General features: G+C 71.0%; 17 protein-coding genes. 12 read left to right on the plus strand and 5 right to left on the minus strand.

Annotated elements, in window-relative coordinates:
• Positions 1–10: 10 nt before the first annotated feature.
• Positions 11–808 carry an alpha/beta hydrolase gene (locus Q5425_RS20960; RefSeq protein WP_308673935.1) on the plus strand — a complete coding sequence of 266 codons (798 nt, stop codon included), beginning with the start codon at positions 11–13 and terminating at the stop codon, positions 806–808.
• A gap of 5 nt (positions 809–813) precedes the next feature.
• Here the strand turns inward: Q5425_RS20960 and Q5425_RS20965 are convergent, their stop codons facing one another.
• Together Q5425_RS20965 and Q5425_RS20970 are read right to left on the minus strand one after the other, a co-directional pair.
• Positions 814–2,016 (minus strand): amidohydrolase family protein, encoded by a 1,203-nt coding sequence (locus tag Q5425_RS20965; protein WP_308673936.1) that lies wholly within the window; start codon positions 2,014–2,016, stop codon positions 814–816.
• 136 nt (positions 2,017–2,152) lie between these two features.
• Complete coding sequence (locus Q5425_RS20970) at positions 2,153–3,346, minus strand: M20 family metallopeptidase (RefSeq protein ID WP_308673937.1); 1,194 nt, start codon at positions 3,344–3,346, stop codon at positions 2,153–2,155.
• A gap of 68 nt (positions 3,347–3,414) precedes the next feature.
• On the opposite strand from Q5425_RS20970, the gene Q5425_RS20975 reads away from it, so the two are divergent.
• Complete coding sequence (locus Q5425_RS20975) at positions 3,415–4,479, plus strand: Lrp/AsnC family transcriptional regulator (protein WP_308673938.1); 1,065 nt, start codon at positions 3,415–3,417, stop codon at positions 4,477–4,479.
• Positions 4,480–5,076: 597 nt separating this feature from the next.
• On the opposite strand, the gene Q5425_RS20980 is transcribed toward Q5425_RS20975, so the two are convergent.
• The 3 genes from Q5425_RS20980 to Q5425_RS20990 all read right to left on the minus strand — a co-directional run bounded on the left by Q5425_RS20980 (position 5,077) and on the right by Q5425_RS20990 (position 8,125).
• Positions 5,077–6,489, minus strand: coding sequence for a DUF1996 domain-containing protein (locus Q5425_RS20980; RefSeq protein WP_308673939.1), 1,413 nt, complete (start codon positions 6,487–6,489; stop codon positions 5,077–5,079).
• Positions 6,490–6,765: 276 nt separating this feature from the next.
• On the minus strand, positions 6,766–7,557 hold the full coding sequence (locus Q5425_RS20985; protein WP_308673940.1) for a zf-HC2 domain-containing protein: 792 nt from the start codon (positions 7,555–7,557) through the stop codon (positions 6,766–6,768).
• Between the two features lie 7 nt (positions 7,558–7,564).
• Positions 7,565–8,125, minus strand: coding sequence for a sigma-70 family RNA polymerase sigma factor (locus tag Q5425_RS20990; RefSeq protein WP_308673941.1), 561 nt, complete (start codon positions 8,123–8,125; stop codon positions 7,565–7,567).
• Positions 8,126–8,364: 239 nt separating this feature from the next.
• Between Q5425_RS20990 and Q5425_RS20995 the strand changes: the two genes are divergently transcribed.
• The 10 genes from Q5425_RS20995 to Q5425_RS21040 all read left to right on the plus strand — a co-directional run bounded on the left by Q5425_RS20995 (position 8,365) and on the right by Q5425_RS21040 (position 16,640).
• Positions 8,365–8,964 (plus strand): hypothetical protein, encoded by a 600-nt coding sequence (locus tag Q5425_RS20995; RefSeq protein ID WP_308673942.1) that lies wholly within the window; start codon positions 8,365–8,367, stop codon positions 8,962–8,964.
• Positions 8,948–9,739, plus strand: coding sequence for a DUF4142 domain-containing protein (locus tag Q5425_RS21000; protein WP_308673943.1), 792 nt, complete (start codon positions 8,948–8,950; stop codon positions 9,737–9,739). Before Q5425_RS20995 ends, Q5425_RS21000 begins: the two co-directional genes overlap by 17 nt.
• Positions 9,732–10,349, plus strand: a complete 618-nt coding sequence (locus tag Q5425_RS21005) for a ferric reductase-like transmembrane domain-containing protein (RefSeq protein ID WP_308673944.1) — start codon at positions 9,732–9,734, stop codon at positions 10,347–10,349. The genes Q5425_RS21000 and Q5425_RS21005 overlap by 8 nt, the downstream gene beginning before the upstream one ends.
• A 1-nt stretch (position 10,350) precedes the next feature.
• Positions 10,351–10,581 carry a ferredoxin gene (locus Q5425_RS21010; RefSeq protein WP_013224408.1) on the plus strand — a complete coding sequence of 77 codons (231 nt, stop codon included), beginning with the start codon at positions 10,351–10,353 and terminating at the stop codon, positions 10,579–10,581.
• Positions 10,574–12,043 (plus strand): FAD/NAD(P)-binding oxidoreductase, encoded by a 1,470-nt coding sequence (locus Q5425_RS21015; protein WP_308673945.1) that lies wholly within the window; start codon positions 10,574–10,576, stop codon positions 12,041–12,043. Before Q5425_RS21010 ends, Q5425_RS21015 begins: the two co-directional genes overlap by 8 nt.
• 596 nt (positions 12,044–12,639) lie before the next feature.
• Positions 12,640–13,101 (plus strand): helix-turn-helix transcriptional regulator, encoded by a 462-nt coding sequence (locus Q5425_RS21020; RefSeq protein WP_308673946.1) that lies wholly within the window; start codon positions 12,640–12,642, stop codon positions 13,099–13,101.
• A gap of 10 nt (positions 13,102–13,111) precedes the next feature.
• Positions 13,112–13,522, plus strand: a complete 411-nt coding sequence (locus Q5425_RS21025; protein WP_308673947.1) for a VOC family protein — start codon at positions 13,112–13,114, stop codon at positions 13,520–13,522.
• Between the two features lie 37 nt (positions 13,523–13,559).
• Positions 13,560–13,817 (plus strand): AraC family transcriptional regulator, encoded by a 258-nt coding sequence (locus tag Q5425_RS21030; protein ID WP_308673948.1) that lies wholly within the window; start codon positions 13,560–13,562, stop codon positions 13,815–13,817.
• A gap of 5 nt (positions 13,818–13,822) precedes the next feature.
• Positions 13,823–14,236 (plus strand): VOC family protein, encoded by a 414-nt coding sequence (locus tag Q5425_RS21035; protein WP_308673949.1) that lies wholly within the window; start codon positions 13,823–13,825, stop codon positions 14,234–14,236.
• Between the two features lie 25 nt (positions 14,237–14,261).
• On the plus strand, positions 14,262–16,640 hold the full coding sequence (locus Q5425_RS21040; RefSeq protein WP_308673950.1) for an excinuclease ABC subunit UvrA: 2,379 nt from the start codon (positions 14,262–14,264) through the stop codon (positions 16,638–16,640).
• Positions 16,641–16,660 lie beyond the last annotated feature (20 nt).

The following is a 16,660-nucleotide window of genomic DNA, read 5'->3' on the forward strand; positions in this document are numbered from 1 at the left end:
ACTTCGGGGCATGATCTCGGAAAGCCGTTGCCCGGTGGAGGACGGTGAGCTCCTCGTCCGCCGCGGCGGCGAGGGCCCGGCACTGCTGCTGATCGCGGGCGGCACCGGATCGGGCGACTCCTACCGCGCGCTGGCGAAGCAGCTGTACGCGGACTACACCGTGATCACCTACGACCGGCGCGGCCACTTCGGCAGCACCGACACGACCACGGGCCCGGTCCCGGTGGCCCGGCAGGCCGACGACGCACTGGCGGTGCTGGACCACGCGGCCGGCGGCCCGGCACTGGTGTTCGGCTCGAGCGCGGGCGCGCTGATCGGCCTCGACCTCGTCGCCCGCCACCCGGACCGCGTGACGACGCTGGTCGCGCACGAACCCCCGGCGGTCCACCTGATGCCGGACGCGGGCGGCTGGCTCGAAGCGGCAGCGGAACAGGTCCGGCTGGCCCGGTCGGGTGAGCTGATGGCGGCGGTGACGCGCTTCGCGGACGCGATCGCGGGCGCGGCCCTGCCGGACCTGCCCAACATCCGCCTCCCCCACGAAGCGGACTGGATCCGGCTGTTCGACCGCGAGCTGACGGAGTTCTTCGACTACCTCCCGGATTTGCGCGCCCTGCGCAGGGCGGGCACGGAGATCTTCCCGGTGGCGGGCGAGGGCAGCCGCGGGCGCTACCACTACCAGCCGGCGAAGATCCTGGCCCTGGAACTGGGTTTGCCGTTCACGGAGATGCCGGGGGCGCACCTGGCGCCCCAGCGGAACCCGGCGAAGTTCGCCGCGGCGCTGAAGGACCTGCTGAGCCCGGAGGCCTGAGCCCGTCAGACCACCCGGGTGCCGTCCTTCCAGACCTCCCGGATGTTCGACGCCAGCGCCGGGAAGTCGTACGGGTTCCCGCCCACCACCACGAGGTCCGCCCGCAGCCCCGGCGCCACCCGCCCCAGTTCCCCGTCCAGCCCCATCAGCCGGGCCGCCGAGGACGTGGTGGCCTCCAGGACGTCTCCCGGCGTCATCCCGCACGCCGCCATCAGGGCCAGCTCCTCGAGGTTCGTGCCGTGGGGGCCCACTCCGCTGTCCGTGCCCATGGCGATCCGGACGCCCGCCGCGTACGCGCGGCGGACCGAGTCGCGGTGGACCTCCACCACTTCGCGCGCCTTCGCCACCACCGCCGCCGGCAGATCCACGCCCGCGTCGGCCGCGCGGACCACGTTGACCGGGGCGATCAGCGTCGGCACCAGCCACGTTCCGTGGCCGAGCATCAGCTCGATCGCTTCGTCGTCGAGGTAGATGCCGTGCTCGATCGAGCGCGCCCCGGCGCGGACCGCGTTCTTGATGCCCGCCGCGCCCTGGGCGTGCGCCATCACCGGGCGGCCCTGCATCGCCGCCTCCGTCACCAGGACGGCCAGCTCCTCCGGGGTGAACTGCGCATGCCGCGGGTCGTCGCGCGGGGACAGCACGCCGCCGGTCGTGCACACCTTGAGCACGTCCGCGCCCGCGCGCAGCAGCGTCCGGGCCACCCGGCGCATTTCGTCGGGGCCGTCGACGGTGGTGTCCGGCCGTCCGGGGTGCGGGACCATCAGCGGCACGCACAACCCCGACGGGTTCCACGCGTCGCCGTGGCCGCCGGTCGGGCTGATCAGGCCGATCGAAATCTGCAGCCGCGGCCCCGGGATCAGCCCGTCGTCCACCGCCTGCTTGATGCCGAGGTCCGCGCCCGCGGCGTCGCGGACCGTCGTGATGCCCAGCCCGAGCGTCGCCCACAGGTTCCGCGCGGCTTCATAGAACTGGTAGGAGAACGGCTTCTGCACGCGGGCCAGCAGCCCGATGTCCGAGATCGTGACGTGCACGTGGCAGTCGAACAACCCGGGCAGCAGCACCGCGCCGGCGCAGTCGACGCCTTCGTCGCCGTCCAGGTCCGTGCCGACGTCGACGATCCGGCCGTGCTCGACGACGACGTCGGCCGGTGCCGGGTCCGCGCCGGTGCCGTCGAAGACCGAGCCGCCGGTGAAGACCGTGCGCGTCACGCCGCCTCCCGCGAAGGTTGCCGAGGACGAGGGCAAGAGTACTCGCGACCACAACCGTGTCGTGGCCAGCCGGGAACGGCCCGGCCTGCCCGGTGCGAACCGGACGGGTCGCTCACTCCACTGTGGACGACCGGCTTCATCCGGCGAGGAGCCCGAGACGGCGGACGGCGAGTTCGGCCAGCAGCGCGGCGCCGTCGCCGAGCACATGGTCGTCGAAGCGGGCCCGTGGCGAATGGTTGTCCGGGGCGCCCGCCGGGTCCGTCGGGCACGCGCCGAGGAAGAGGTACGCGCCCGGAACCCGCTCGAGGACACGGGAGAAGTCCTCCGAACCGGTGATCGGATCGGCCATTTCGGTGAAGCGCTCCTCGCCGAAGACGTCGCGGATCGTGTCGGCGACGAAGTCGTAGGCGCCGGCGTCGTTGACCGTCGCGGGGTACTCGGGTTCGTAGGTCACTTCGATGTCGAGGCCGTGCGCCTGCGCGATGCCGCGGCACACCCGCTCCGCGCGCTCCCCCACCCGGGCCGCGACTTCCGGCGAGAACGACCGCAGCGTCGCCTCGAACACGGCGTCGTCCGGGATGATGTTGCGGCGGGTGCCGGCGTGGAACGAGCCGACGGTGATGACAACCGGGTCGAAGACGTCGAAGGTGCGCGTGACCATCGTCTGCAGCGCGGTCACCATCTCGCAGGCCGCCGGGATGGGGTCGCGGGCGTCGTGCGGGGACGAGCCGTGGCCGCCGTCGCCCAGCACGCGGACCGCGAGGGCGCCCGACGCCGCCATCAGGGTGCCGGGCCGGGTGACGAACTGGCCCTTCGCGTAGCTCGCGGCGGAGACGTGCAGGCCGTAGGCGGCGTCGACGTGCTTGCCGGACGCCGTCAGCACGCCTTCGTCGATCATGTGGCCGGCGCCGTCCCAGCCTTCTTCGCCGGGCTGGAACATGAACACGACGTCGCCGGGGAGGTCTTGCTTGCGGGCGGCGAGCAGCCGGGCCGCGCCGACGAGGCCCGCGGTGTGCAGGTCGTGGCCGCAGGCGTGCATGGCGCCGTCGAGGGTCGAGGTGAACTCCTCGCCGCTGGCCTCGGTGACCGGGAGCGCGTCCATGTCGCCGCGCAGGAGGACGGTGCCGCCGGGCCGGCCGCCGCGCAGGACGGCGGTGATCGAGGACAGCTTCTGGCCGAGGGTGATTTCCAGGCCCAGGCCGTCGAGGGCCTGCAGGACCCGCTCCTGGGTCCGGGGCAGGTGCAGGCCGATCTCGGGGATCCGGTGCAGGTCGCGGCGCAGCGCGATCAGGTCGTCGAGCGAGGCGTCGGCGTCGGCGCGGAGGGTCATCCGCCGATCATGCGAGGGTCGAGCACAATGACCGGGGAAAATGGCCGAAACCACCGTTGCGGGGGCCGATGAGCGAAGAATCCGCCATGCTGGCCGAGCAGGACCTCAAACTGGTCGACGCGCTCCAGGCGGCGCCGCGCGCGTCGTGGTCCACGCTCGGGGACGCGCTCGGCCTGAGCGCCGTCACCGCGGCCCGCCGGTGGGACGCGCTGGTCGAGCGCGGGGACGCCTGGCTGACCGCGTACGCCGGCGGGGAGCTGATCGCGCAGCTGGTGCTGGCGTTCGTCGAGATCGATTGCGCGCCCGGGGCGGTGTTTTCCGTCGCTGCCGCGCTGGCGTCGGACGTCCACGTGGCGACCGTCGAGTACGTGGCCGGGCCGGGCGATCTGCTCGTCCACGTCGTGGCGCCGTCGCTGCGGGAGCTGGGGGCGCACGTGGCGGGCCGGGTGGCGGCGGTGCCGGGGGTGACGCGGGTGCGGACGACGGTGTCCCCGCGCATGTTCACCGAGGGCAGCCGCTGGCGGGTGCGGGCGATCTCGCCGGGGCAGCGGGAAGCGCTGTCGGCGAAGCCGGCCCGGAACCGGGCACCGTTGCGGTTCGACGCGGCGGACCGGGCGCTGGTCCTGGCTCTGGGCGTCGACGCACGGACGTCGGCGGCGGCCTTGGCGGCCGGCCTCGGCATCGGGGCGACGACCGTGCGCCGCCGGCTGGAGGGGTTGCTGGGCCGGGGCGCGATCCGCGTCCGGTGCGAGATCGCGCGCTCGGTGTCGCCGGCGCCGGTCACGGTGACGTGGTGGCTGCGGGTGCCGCCGGACAAGCTGGAGACGACGGCCCGTTCGCTGGCGATGGTGCCGGAGGTCCGGATGTGCGCGGCGCTGACGGGGGCGGCGAACCTGATGCTGGTGGCCTGGCTGCCGGCGCAGCACGACGCACCGGCGTTGGAGGCGGGGCTGGCGGCGAAGCTGCCGTGGCTGGAGATCACCGGCCGGGCGGTGACGCTGCGGAGCGTCAAGCTGATGGGCCGTCTGCTCGACCCGGCGGGGCGGGGCACCGGGCGGGTGCCGCTCGACTTCTGGGCCGCGGTCCCCGTGCCGGAGCACGGGGACCGCAGCGTTGACCGGTCCGGGGAATGAGGGGGGTGAGGTGGAGGGAAGCATCCCCCGGGACCGGGGTTTTCGGGGAGGTTCACGGAGAGCCGGCCGAGCCAGGTGACCGAGGGGCGGCCACCGGCGGGGGGTGGGGCACGGATCTCGCGTGATTGAAGACGGGACTCGCGTGATCAGAGGCGGATCTCGCGTGACTGGCGGCGGATCTCGCGTGTGGGAACGGGCATCTCGCGTGACTGGAGAGGCATCTCGCGTGATTGGAGGGGCATCTCGCGTGACTGGAGAGGCATCTCGCGTGATGGAGGGTCGGTTTGTGGAGGGAGGGGTTCCGGCCGGTGGATGGGGGGTGAGGTGGAGGGAAGCTTCCACCGGGCCGGAACTCGTGGGCGGGAGCGACTCCCGCCGTCTCCTCCTTCGCTGACCCGGCGGGCCGGGTCGGTGGGGTGAAGAATCCCGGCCCGGCGGACTGGGGGGTGAGGTGGAGGGAAGTGTCCACCGGGCCGGGGCTCGGGGTGCGGGACGGGGGTCCCGCGATTTCCTGCGGTGAAACAACCGGCCCGGCGGACTCGGGGGGTGAGGTGGAGGGAAGTGTCCGCCGGGCCGGGGTTCGTGGGGCGGGTGCGGTTATTCGGCGCAGACCTTGCCGGAGTTGACGCAGTTGACGAGCCGGTTCATGATCTGCTTGCTCATCACGTTGCCGAAGTCGTCGTGGTCCGAACGCGGGTTGTGCTCTTCCTGGGCGAAGGCGTCCACTTTGTACTGCTTGTTCTGCTGGACGTCCTGCGGGATGTCGTAGACCAGGGTGACCTGCAGCTGGGGCACGTTCTTGAAGCCCTTGGGGCACTTGCCCTGCTGGTCGGCGAACACGATGTGGGTGCGGTGGTTCTCGCTGTCGGTGTTCTTGCCGTCCCAGCAGTTCGGGAAGGCGTGGATGCGCTCGACCTTGCTGCCCTGCGGGCAGATCGGGTACTTGTCCGTCAGCCGGTCCTCGAACCCGGTGCAGGTCCAGCTGGGCCGCGCGTTCGCCGGGCCGTTGGTGCTCTGCTTGGCGTCACCGTAGAGGACCTTCAGGCCGAGCGGCATCGCGACGACCTGCTCGGCCCCGCCGCCGATGAACTTCAGCTCCGCGGACTCCGGCTCGACGATCTCGCCGTCGTTGTCGCCGACCTCTTCGTTCTCGCCCTGCGGGCCGCCGAGCTCTTCCGCCTGCTGACCCTGGTTCTGGTTCTGCTGGTTCTGGTTCTGGTCCTGCTGGTTCTGCTGCTGGTCCTGGTTCTGGTCCTGCTGCTGGTTCTGTTGGTCCTGCTGGTCGTTCTGGTCCTGCTGCTGGTTGTTCTGGTCCTGGTTGCCCTGACGGCGCTGGCGGTCCTGCTGGCGGCCGTCGTTCTGGTCGCCCTGCTGCTGGGCGCTCAGGCCCGTCCGGCCGCCGCCCTGGCCCCTGCGTTCGCGCTGGTTCTGCTCCTGCGCGTCCTGGGCGTCCTGGGCGCTCTTGTCCTCCTGGACGTCACCCGTCTTGCCCTGCTGCTCCTGCTTGGCCTGCTGGTTCTTGCTCGCGTCGGCCGCCTCGTCTTCGCGGTCGATGCGGATCACCGGCCAGAAGTACGCCGACTGGTCGCCGTTCTTGCAGGTGGTGTCGCCGGCGAGCAGGCTCTTGAGGCTGGAATCGGCGTCGGTGGTCACGTTGCCGACGTAGTCGTGCAGGTGCTGGGCGCCGTTCTTGATCCCGGGCTGCGCGATGAAGTTGTCGGGGTTGTGGTGCGCACCGTCCGCGTTCGTTCCACAGTCGACGGTGAAGGAACCCTGGGCGCCCTTCTTCTTCAAGGCCGCGTTGACGTTCGTGCCGGCGGGGACCTTGGTGATGTCGATGAAGAACGACGGGTCCGCGGGGTCCGCGCTGGCTTCGCCCGTGCGGCCCGTGCTGACCGCGACGGCCAGTGCGCCGACGGCGATCGCCAGGCCGATCGCACCCATCGCGATCTTGGTTCGGCGGGCAACGCGGTGCTTGCCCGTCACGGGGGACCGAGAATTCCGGGCCATAGACTAGTTCACCTCGTTCGTTATTCCGGGCGCGCGCTTGGGGACAGCGCGGCGGCCCGGGCAAGAACTACCGTTGATTGAGCTCGAAATCGCGCGGAACCCGTGGGGATGCTTGCGGTTCCGGCTGTCGGGATGCATCGGGGGATGCATTGGGGGATACGGACCTGGGCGCCCCGAGGTTCAAAAGCGACCGGCCCGTTATCTGTTCGTTATCTACGAGAAGGCAACCGGACAGCATTCACCCAGGTCACGGCGTTCCACCGAAAAGAAAGAGATTCAGCGCTGGACGACGACGAGGACCGTGCCGTCTTCGCCGCGGACCTCGAACCGGCTGATCTGGTCCATCGCCAGGGAGACGGAACCCTGCAGCCGCAACGGTTCGGGCGAGCCGGGGATGCCGAACCCCTTGGGCGGCACCGACCAGCTGGAGACCACGCGCTCGTCGCCGGTCGCGGGGATGGCGACCAGCTGGCACTTCACCGGCCCGACGATCCCGCGCAGCTCGAGCTCGACGCGGCTGCCCCACTCCACCGGGGAGACCGTGACCAGCGCGCTGACGGCGGACCCGCCGCTGCCGCGGCCGTAGGTCTGGCCGCCGCCGGGCTGGTCGGGGGCGCCCGCCGACGGCGGTGGGGTCGACGTGGCCAGGACGGTCGGCGACGGCGGTGGCTGCTTGTTGCTGGGGGCGGCGAGCGACGCGGGCGGCACGGCGTCGGCCGGCCGGACGGCGAGGGTCACCAGCGGGCCGGCGATGACGGCCGCGGCGGCCGCGGCCCCGGCGAGGATGCCGATCCGGCGACGGCGGCGCCGCTTCACGGCGGCCTCTTCCATGAGGCCGCGCAGCACGCGGGGCCCCGGCGAGAGGGTGCGCGGGCTCGGCGCGGGCATCGGGGGCTCCGGCCAGCTGCGCTTCACCAGGTCGAGGACGTCCGGCAGCTGGTAGAGCTCGATCAGGTCGAGCTGGCAGTGCGGGCAGTTCATCAGGTGGGCTTCGAACTGGCTGTTCTCGGCCTCGCTGAGGACGCCGAGCACGTAGGCGGCGACGTCGGTGTGCGCTGATCCGGCCACGCTCAGTTCACCCCCGCTCGCGCAGGGCCCGGCGCAGTGCGCGGACGGCGTGGTGGATGCGGGACTTGACGGTGCCCGGGGGCACGCCGAGGGTGGCCGCGACCTCGTTCACGGTCCGATCGCGCAGGTAGGTCTGCTGGATGGCCTCCCGCTGCTCGGGCGAAAGACCCTGCAGCGCCTCGTAAACGATCATCGCGGCGAGCGTCCGGTCCGACTCGTCGGACACCGCGATCGCGTCGGATTCGATCTCCTCGAGCTCCTGGGGCCGCACGCTGCGGCTGCGCCAGCCGTCGATGACGGTCCGCCGGGCGACGGTGAACAACCAGGCACGCAGCATCTCCGGCTGGCGGTCGAGCTTGTCGGCGTTCCGCCACGCCTTGATCAGGGTCTCCTGCACGACGTCCTCGGCCCACTGCCGGTCGTGGCCGGTCAGCCGCAGCGCGAACGCCATCAGGGACCCGCCGAACTCCTGGTAGAGCGCCTTCGCCAGATCGTCGTGGCCGTCGCGGGGCTCGACGACGGCATCGTGATCTCCGACGGATCTCAGCGCTCGGGTGTGCCGTCCCACGCGGGACATCCTGGTGGGCCGGACGGCCTACGTCCAGTACTTCGGGCCGCAAACCGGGAGCAAAACTTTTTTGAACCGTTTCCGTACCGTGTCCGTATCCCCTACCGAAGACCCCGACCAGGCGTTGTCCCCCGCAACGCTCCGCATCCACTCCGGACCGAATGTCCACTGTGGATCTTTCGCGCCCTTTTCCGTTGCACTACCGGCAACAGCGCGTAGTCATGCCCCACGGAGGAGCAGTGATCCGCATTCCCCGACCGGTGGTCCCCGCCGCCGTGTGCCTCACCGCACTCGCCCTGCTCACCGCCTGTACCGCCGGCGCCGCCACCACCCCGGGTGGCGGTTACGCCGCGGGTGGCGCCGGCATGCAGATGCCCGGCATGCAGCAGGGGCAGGTCGTCCTGCCGATGCCGCAGTCCATCACCGCCGACCCGAACAACCCGGCGAAGAGCCAGCTCCGGGCCGCGAAGACGTTCGACCTCGGGCTCCTGCTCGTCGACGGGACCGGGTACACGATCTACCGCTACGACCGGGACTCGACCAACCCCCCGCGGTCGAACTGCACCGGTGCGTGCGCGGACAAGTGGGTCCCGGTCAAGGCCGGCGGCAACCTGGCGCCGGTCGACGTCGACCAGTCGCTGATCGGCGAGCTCACCCGCGACGACGGCAGCCAGCAGCTCACCCTCGCCGGCTGGCCGCTGTACCACTTCACCGGCGACAGCGAACCGGCCGACACCTCCGGGCAGGGCCTCGACCAGGCGTGGTACCCCATCGCGCCGGACGGCAAGAAGATCACGCTCACCCAGGACGAGTGGAGGCAAAATGCGTTCGGCGTCTGAGCTCACCGGGCTCGAGCTCGAGACCCCGTCCGTCTTCGGGTTCTCCCGCCCGCTGGTCCGGATCCTGTTCGTGCTGGTCGCGGTCATGACGCTGCTCGCGCCGGGCTCGACCTCGCTCGCCCAGACCACCGCGATCTCCGACACCGACGCGGTGCTGCTGACCAAGGTCCGCCAGGCCGGGCTGTGGGAGATGCCGTCGGGCATGATGGCGATGGAGAAGGGCAGCCCGATCGTCCAGAAGGTCGGCTTCGCGATCATGATGGACCACGGCCGTCTCGACGTGGCCACGCGCGCGCTCTCGCAGAAGCTGAACTCGCCGGTCCCCGACCAGCCCTCCGAGGAACAGCGCGGCTGGCTCGCCGAACAGATGAACGCCTCCCCCGGACCGGAGTTCGACCGCATCTTCGCCAACCGGCTGCGCGCCGCGCACGGCCAGGTGTTCGCCGTCCTCGCGCAGCTGCGGGCCGGGACCCGCAACGACGACGTCCGGGCCTTCGCGACCGTCGGCAACCAGGCGGTCATGCGGCACATGACGATGCTCGAGAGCACCGGGATGGTCGACTACACCGCGCTGCCCGCCCCGGTGGTCTCCACCACCGCGGCGCCCACCGGGATCCAGCTCGGCCTCGACACGTCCCAGCTCGCCGTGGTGGCGGCCCTGTTCCTGCTGGTCGGCGGCGGCCTGTTCTACGTGCTGCGCCAGATCAAGAGCAACCGTGGCCGCGCCAGGGCGACCCGGCCGGCCACCGCGAGAACCGGGGGTAGCCATGGTTGAGACCTGGCACGACGCGACGATCTTCCTCACCCAGCAGTTCCAGCCGAAGACCGACCCCGCCGCCCGCGGCCTCGCCGCCTTCGCCGCCCGGACGTCCTACGGGGCGGCGATGCTGACCCTCACCTGGGGCGTGCTCACCGCGACCGGCTGGATCCGCTCGGTCACCGGCCGGAAGGGCTTGCGCAGCACCCATATGGTGCTGGCCACCGCGACGATCATCTTCGGTGCCGTCCACGCACTGGGTTTCACCTACCTGACGGTCGCCCCGTACAGCTTCGCGTACATGTTCATCCCCTTCGGCTCCGGCCAGGAGGGCCGCCACCTCGCGGGCATCGTCGGCTTCGAGGTCATGTTCGCCATCTTCCTGACCGCGGGCCTGCAGCGCTTCACGTCCTACCGGCGCTGGCTGTGGCTGCACCGCTGCGCGTACCCGGCCGTGGGGCTGATCGCGATCCACTCCTGGTTCGGCGCGATCGCCAACGGCCACCTCTCGGTCACCTGGCTGGGCGGCATCACGCTGCTCGTGCCGGCCGTGACGGTGTCGATGCTGCGGTTCATGCCGGCCCGCACGCTCGAACGCATCGGTCTCGTGGAAGAGCAGGTGGCTTGACATGCCCTTCCGGTTACCCGGCGGCGGGCCCCGGATCAGCGTCGACAACGACCGGTGCGAGCTCTACGGCATCTGCGCCATGGAGGCGCCGGACGTGTTCGACCTCGGCCAGGACGGCCGCCTGCGCTTCCACACGCGGCTGCTGGACGAAACCACCATTGAACAGGCGAAGATGGCCGCCCGCTGCTGCCCGATGCAGGCGGTCGTGATGAGAGGGGACCTCGATGGCTGACGGCGACCGGATCGTCATCGTCGGTGCGGGCGTCGCCGGGCTGCGTGCCGCGGAACGCTTGCGGGAACAGAAGTTCGACGGCGAGATCGTGCTCATCGGTGACGAGGCCCGGCGGCCCTACCACCGGCCGATGGTCTCCAAGGCGCTGGTGATGGGGACCGAACGGCCCAGCGACGTGGGCCTTTCGCACTACCTGCCGGACCTCGACGTGCACTGGCGGCTCGGCGCGCGGGTCACGCACCTGGACACCACCGAGCGGGTCGTGCACCTGCCCGGCGGCGAATCCCTCTGGTACGACGGCCTGATCGCCGCGACCGGCGTCTACCCGCGGCACCTGCCCGGGGCACCGCGGCACGACCCGCGGGTGCGGATCCTGCGCACGGTCGAGGACTCGATGGCGGTGCGCCGCTGCCTCAACGCCAGCAAGAAACCGGCCGTCGTGATCGGTGCCGGCCTGATCGGCAACGAGTTCGCCGCGAGCATGCGGCACATCGGCCGGGACGTCACCTTGATCGGGCACGCGAAGGCGCCGCTGCACCGCTTCGGCGACCGCGTCTCGAGCGGTGTCGTCGAGGCGCACCACGAACACCGCGCCAACCTGGCGATGCGGAGCGAAGTCCGGCACTGGATCAGCACGAAGGACACCGTCGGGCTGCACCTGACGAACAACCAGCTGCTGGTCGCCAGCGTCGTCGTGCTCGCCATCGGCAGCGTCCCGTCGGTCGACTGGATGCGCGGCTCGGGCCTCGACATCAGCGACGGCGTGCTCTGCGACTCGAAGCTGTTCGCCGAGGGTGCCTCCGACGTCGTCATCGCGGGCGACATCGCGCGCTGGCCGAACCTGCGGTTCGACGAGACCCCGCGGCGGGTGGAGCACTGGATCAACGCCGTCGAGTCGGCCCGGCACGCGGCGGACAACCTGCTGCTGGGCCAGTCGAGCGCCCGGCCGTTCACCCCGCTCCCCCGCGCCTGGTCGACGCTGTACGACACCCGGCTGCAGATGTGCGGGATGCCGTCGCTGGCCGAGGACACCGTGTCGCTGGCCGACGGCATCACCGGGTTCATCCGCGACGGCAGGCTCGTCGGCATCTCCTCGTGGGACAAGCCGCGGGCGATGCTCGACTGGATGGCCGAACTCGACCGGCGGCTGCCCGCCCCCGACTACGTGCCCGAGCCGGAGCCCGCGCCCGTCGCCGAGGTCCCGCAGGTCCCGGTGGTCGAGCCGGCGCTCGCCGCGCTGGCGGCCGAGGTGCCGCCGGAGTTCGAGAGCGGGTTCGACGCGCAGGCCTTCGAGCGCGAGTTCGAGAGCGAGTTCGCCAACGACATCCCGACGACGGCGTTCCCCGCGCTGTCCCCGCCCACGACGGCACTGCAGGCGCTGTCCCCGCCCACGACGGCGCTGCAGGCGCAGTCGCTGCCCGCGGGGGCGCTGCCGACCATGGCCATCCCGATGGGGAGGTAGCGAAGCCGGGACGGGGCTGCGCGCGGCGGCCCCCGTCCCTTGCCGGCCACCCCACCCCCTCCGCGGCTGGGTGGTGGGGTGGCCGGCCCCAACGTCCCCCTGCCCGCCTCGCGTACGACAATCGGGGCTTCGCCCCGAGCCGGGGGCTTCGCCACCCGGACCCCCGAAAAACAGGGGCTGTGAAACGCGCGCCCGGCGGGCCAGGAGAGGGCCATCCCGAGGGAACCCGACGCCCCCGGGGTGGCCTTCTTCCGGCGCACCGGGCGGGGGCCCGGGGTCGAGTGCCGCGGCGGGTCACTCCGCCGGGGCACACGGGTCGTGGAGATCGTTCCGGCGGAAGGGTATGCCGCCGGAAGGGGCTCCACGGTCTTGCAGCACCGGTGCAGGGCCGTCCCGGGGGCACGGGAACCCCCGGGACGGCCTCCACCACGTCGCCCCATCACGAGTGATGCCCCTCCAATCACGCGAAATGCCCCTCCAGTCACGAGTGATGCCCCTCCAGTCACGAGTGATGCCTCTCCAGTCACGCGCGATGCCCCTCCAGTCACGCGTGACAGCAGCCCCGGCCGGGCGAAACCGGTCACCGGCCCCGCCGGATGTGGCAGGATCCATCCGTGACCAGCACCTCCGCCACGGAGCAGTACCTGCGCGACCTCGCGCTGCTGCGCCGCGTCCGGGACCGGATCGACCGGGAGTACGCCCAGCCGCTCGACGTCGAGGCGCTGGCCCGTGGGGTGAACATGTCCGCCGGGCACCTCAGCCGCCAGTTCCGACGAGCTTACGGAGAGTCACCGTATTCGTACCTCATGACGCGGCGGATCGAACGGGCGATGGCCCTGCTGCGCACCGGCGAGCTGAGCGTCACCGAGGTCTGCTTCACCGTCGGCTTCTCGTCGCTGGGCACCTTCAGCACCCGGTTCGCCGAGCTGGTGGGCCTACCGCCGAGCGTCTACCGCGAGCAGCAGGCCGAGGCCACCGTCGGGATGCCGCCGTGCGTGGCCAAACAGGTCACCAGACCGATCAGGAATCGAGAAGCGCGGCCGGAGGCGCACACCTAGGGTGACGACCATGGACGTCACCATTCACTCGAGCTTTCTCCCGCACACCGACCCGGAGGCCTCGCTCGCCTTCTACCGGGACCTCCTCGGCTTCGAGGTCCGCCAGAACGTCAAGTACGGCGCCATGCAGTGGATCACCGTCGGGCCGCCGAACCAGCCGGACACCGCGATCGTGCTGACGCCGGTCGCCGCGACACCCGGCCTGACCGACGACGAGCGGCGGACCATCAACGAGATGATGGCCAAGGGCACCTACGCCGGCGTCAACCTCGCCACCAAGGACCTCGACGCGCTGTTCGCCAAGCTCGAGGCCGGCCACGCCGAGGTCGTCCAGGAGCCGGTCGAGCAGCCCTACGGGATCCGCGACTGCTCGTTCCGCGACCCCGCCGGCAACCTGCTGCGCATCCAGGAGCTGCGCTGACCACCCCCGTCGCCGCGCCCGGCCGGGGAAATCCGCCATGTGCCTGAGCCTGACCGTCGCCGCGCGGCAGCACCTGCGCGAGCTGACGCTGCTGCGCCGCGTCCGCGACCGCATCGACCGGGAATGCACGCGGCCGCTCGACATCGACGCACTCGCGCGCAGTGTGGACCTGCCTGCCGCGCAATTCGTCCGCCGGTTCCGGGACGCTTACGGCCTTTCGCCGCACGATTACCGGCTGGCCGCCGAAGCGATCAGGAATCGAGAAGCCCGGGCCGCGCGGCCGAAAGTAGCGTGATTCCCATGAACCTCACCATTCACCAGACCTTCCTCCCGCACCACGACCACGAGGCCTCGCTCGCCTTTTACCGCGACACCCTCGGCTTCGAAGTGCGCAACGACGTCGACTACGGCGGCCAGCACTGGCTCACCATCGGTCTGCCCGGCCAGCCGGACACGGCTCTGGTCCTGCAGCCGACGGGCGCCGCTTACGGGGATCTGTCCGACGAAGAACGCCGTACCATCACGGAAATGATGGCCAAGGGCACCTTCGGCGCGGTCAACCTGGCCACCGACGACCTGGACGGCACCTTCGAACGGGTGCAGGCCGGCCACGCCGAAGTCGTCCAGGAACCGGCGGACCAGCCGTGGGGCATCCGCGACTGCTCCTTCCGCGACCCCGCCGGAAACCTCGTCCGCATCCAAGAAGTGCGCTGACCCGAACGAAAGCTGGAGAACCCCGATGAGCAAGCCCGCGAGGAAGAACGCACCGCACGTGGCCGACAGCCACGACCTGATCCGCGTCCACGGCGCGCGCGTGAACAACCTCAAGGACGTCAGCGTCGAGCTGCCCAAGCGGCGCCTGACGGTGTTCACCGGGGTCTCCGGTTCCGGCAAGAGCTCCCTGGTGTTCAGCACGATCGCCGCGGAGTCGCAGCGGCTGATCAACGAGACCTACAGCACCTTCGTGCAGGGGTTCATGCCGACGCTCGCGCGCCCCGACGTCGACGTCCTCGACGGGATCACCACCGCGATCATCGTCGACCAGGAGCGGATGGGCGCCAACCCGCACTCCACCGTCGGCACCGCGACCGACGCCAACGCGATGCTGCGCATCCTCTTCAGCAGGCTCGGGACGCCGCACATCGGTTCGCCGCAAGCGTTTTCGTTCAACGTCGCTTCGATCAGCGGGGCCGGCGCGGTCACCATCGAAAAGGGCGGGCGGCAGATCAAGGAGCGGCGCAGCTTCAGCATCACCGGCGGCATGTGCCCGCGCTGCGAGGGCCGCGGCAAGGTCAACGACATCGACCTGACCGCGCTGTTCGACGAGGACAAGTCGCTCAACGAAGGCGCGATCACCATCCCGGGCTACAGCATGGAGGGCTGGTACGGCCGCATCTTCCGCGGCTCCGGCTTCTTCGACCCGGACAAGCCGATCAAAAAGTACACCAAGAAGCAGTTCGCCGACCTGGTGTACAAGGAGCCGACCAAGATCAAGGTCGAGGGCATCAACCTGACGTACTCCGGGCTGGTGCCGGCGATCCAGAAGTCCTTCCTGTCCAAGGACGTCGACTCGATGCAGCCGCACATTCGCGCGTTCGTCGAGCGGGCGGTGACCTTCCAGACCTGCCCGGACTGCGCGGGCACCCGGCTGTCGGCGGAGGCGCGCTCGTCGAAGATCGACGGGATCAGCATCGCCGACGCCTGCGCGATGCAGATCAGCGACCTCGCCGCGTGGGTCGGCAAGCTGTCCGAGCCGTCGGTCGCGCCGCTGCTGGACGCGCTGAAGCACACCCTCGACTCGTTCGTCGAGATCGGGCTCGGTTACCTCTCGCTCGACCGTCCATCCGGGACGCTGTCGGGCGGGGAAGCCCAGCGCACCAAGATGATCCGCCACCTCGGGTCGTCGCTCACCGACGTCACCTACGTCTTCGACGAGCCGACGATCGGCCTGCACCCGCACGACATCCGGCGGATGAACGACCTGCTGCTGCAGCTGCGCGACAAGGGCAACACGGTGCTGGTCGTCGAGCACAAGCCGGAGGCGATCGCGATCGCCGACCACGTCGTCGACCTCGGGCCGCGGGCCGGCACCGAGGGCGGCGAGATCGTCTTCGAGGGCACTGTGGACGGTCTGCGCGCCAGCGGCACGCTGACCGGGCGGCACCTCGACGACCGCGCGTCGCTGAAGTCGTCGGTGCGCTCGCCTTCGGGGTTCCTGGAGGTGCGCGGGGCGTCGACGCACAACCTGCAGGACGTCGACGTCGACATCCCGCTCGGTGTGCTGGTCGTCGTGACCGGCGTGGCGGGCTCGGGCAAGAGCTCGCTGATCCACGGCTCGGTGTCCGGCGGCGAGGGCGTGGTGACGGTGGACCAGACCGGCATCCGCGGCTCGCGCCGGAGCAACCCGGCGACGTACACGGGCCTGCTCGAGCCGATCCGCAAGGCGTTCGCCAAGGCCAACGGGGTCAAGCCGGCCCTGTTCAGCGCCAACTCCGAAGGTGCGTGCCCGAACTGCAACGGCGCCGGCGTCGTCTACACGGACCTGGGGATCATGGCGGGGACTGCCACCCCCTGCGAGGTGTGCGAGGGCAAGCGGTTCAACGCCGAGGTGCTGGAGTACACCTTCGGCGGCCGCGACATCAGCGAAGTGCTCGGCATGCCGGTCGCCGAGGCGCTCGAGTTCTTCGCTTCCGGTGACGCCGCACTGCCGGCAGCGCACAAGATCCTGACGCACCTGTCCGACGTCGGCCTCGGTTACCTGACGCTCGGCCAGCCCCTGACGACCCTGTCGGGCGGCGAGCGGCAGCGGATCAAGCTGGCCACGCACATGGCGGAGCAGGGCGGGGTGTACGTCCTCGACGAGCCGACGGCGGGCCTGCACCTGGCGGACGTCGAGCAGCTGCTGGGCCTGCTGGACCGGCTGGTGGAGGCGGGCAAGTCGGTGATCGTCATCGAGCACCACCAGGCGGTGATGGCCCACGCGGACTGGATCATCGACCTCGGCCCGGGCGCCGGCCACGACGGCGGCAAGGTCGTCTTCGAGGGCACGCCGGCGGAGCTGGTGAAGGCGCGGAAGAAGACGCTCACGGGCGAGCACCTCGCGGAGTACGTCGCCTGACGGGTCGTGAGGGGGAAAAC

This window comes from Amycolatopsis sp. A133 (genome assembly GCF_031082405.1).
Lineage (GTDB): Bacteria > Actinomycetota > Actinomycetes > Mycobacteriales > Pseudonocardiaceae > Amycolatopsis.

Coding starts and splice junctions, on each gene's coding strand:
- Q5425_RS20960 (WP_308673935.1), top strand. CDS start 11: ATGATCTCGGAAAGCCGTTGCCCGGTGGAGGACGGTGAGCTCCTCGTC.
- Q5425_RS20970 (WP_308673937.1), bottom strand. CDS start 3,346: ATGACCCTCCGCGCCGACGCCGACGCCTCGCTCGACGACCTGATCGCG.
- Q5425_RS20975 (WP_308673938.1), top strand. CDS start 3,415: ATGAGCGAAGAATCCGCCATGCTGGCCGAGCAGGACCTCAAACTGGTC.
- Q5425_RS20980 (WP_308673939.1), bottom strand. CDS start 6,489: ATGGCCCGGAATTCTCGGTCCCCCGTGACGGGCAAGCACCGCGTTGCC.
- Q5425_RS21000 (WP_308673943.1), top strand. CDS start 8,948: ATGCGTTCGGCGTCTGAGCTCACCGGGCTCGAGCTCGAGACCCCGTCC.
- Q5425_RS21005 (WP_308673944.1), top strand. CDS start 9,732: ATGGTTGAGACCTGGCACGACGCGACGATCTTCCTCACCCAGCAGTTC.
- Q5425_RS21010 (WP_013224408.1), top strand. CDS start 10,351: ATGCCCTTCCGGTTACCCGGCGGCGGGCCCCGGATCAGCGTCGACAAC.
- Q5425_RS21015 (WP_308673945.1), top strand. CDS start 10,574: ATGGCTGACGGCGACCGGATCGTCATCGTCGGTGCGGGCGTCGCCGGG.
- Q5425_RS21020 (WP_308673946.1), top strand. CDS start 12,640: ATGTGGCAGGATCCATCCGTGACCAGCACCTCCGCCACGGAGCAGTAC.
- Q5425_RS21025 (WP_308673947.1), top strand. CDS start 13,112: ATGGACGTCACCATTCACTCGAGCTTTCTCCCGCACACCGACCCGGAG.
- Q5425_RS21030 (WP_308673948.1), top strand. CDS start 13,560: ATGTGCCTGAGCCTGACCGTCGCCGCGCGGCAGCACCTGCGCGAGCTG.
- Q5425_RS21035 (WP_308673949.1), top strand. CDS start 13,823: ATGAACCTCACCATTCACCAGACCTTCCTCCCGCACCACGACCACGAG.
- Q5425_RS21040 (WP_308673950.1), top strand. CDS start 14,262: ATGAGCAAGCCCGCGAGGAAGAACGCACCGCACGTGGCCGACAGCCAC.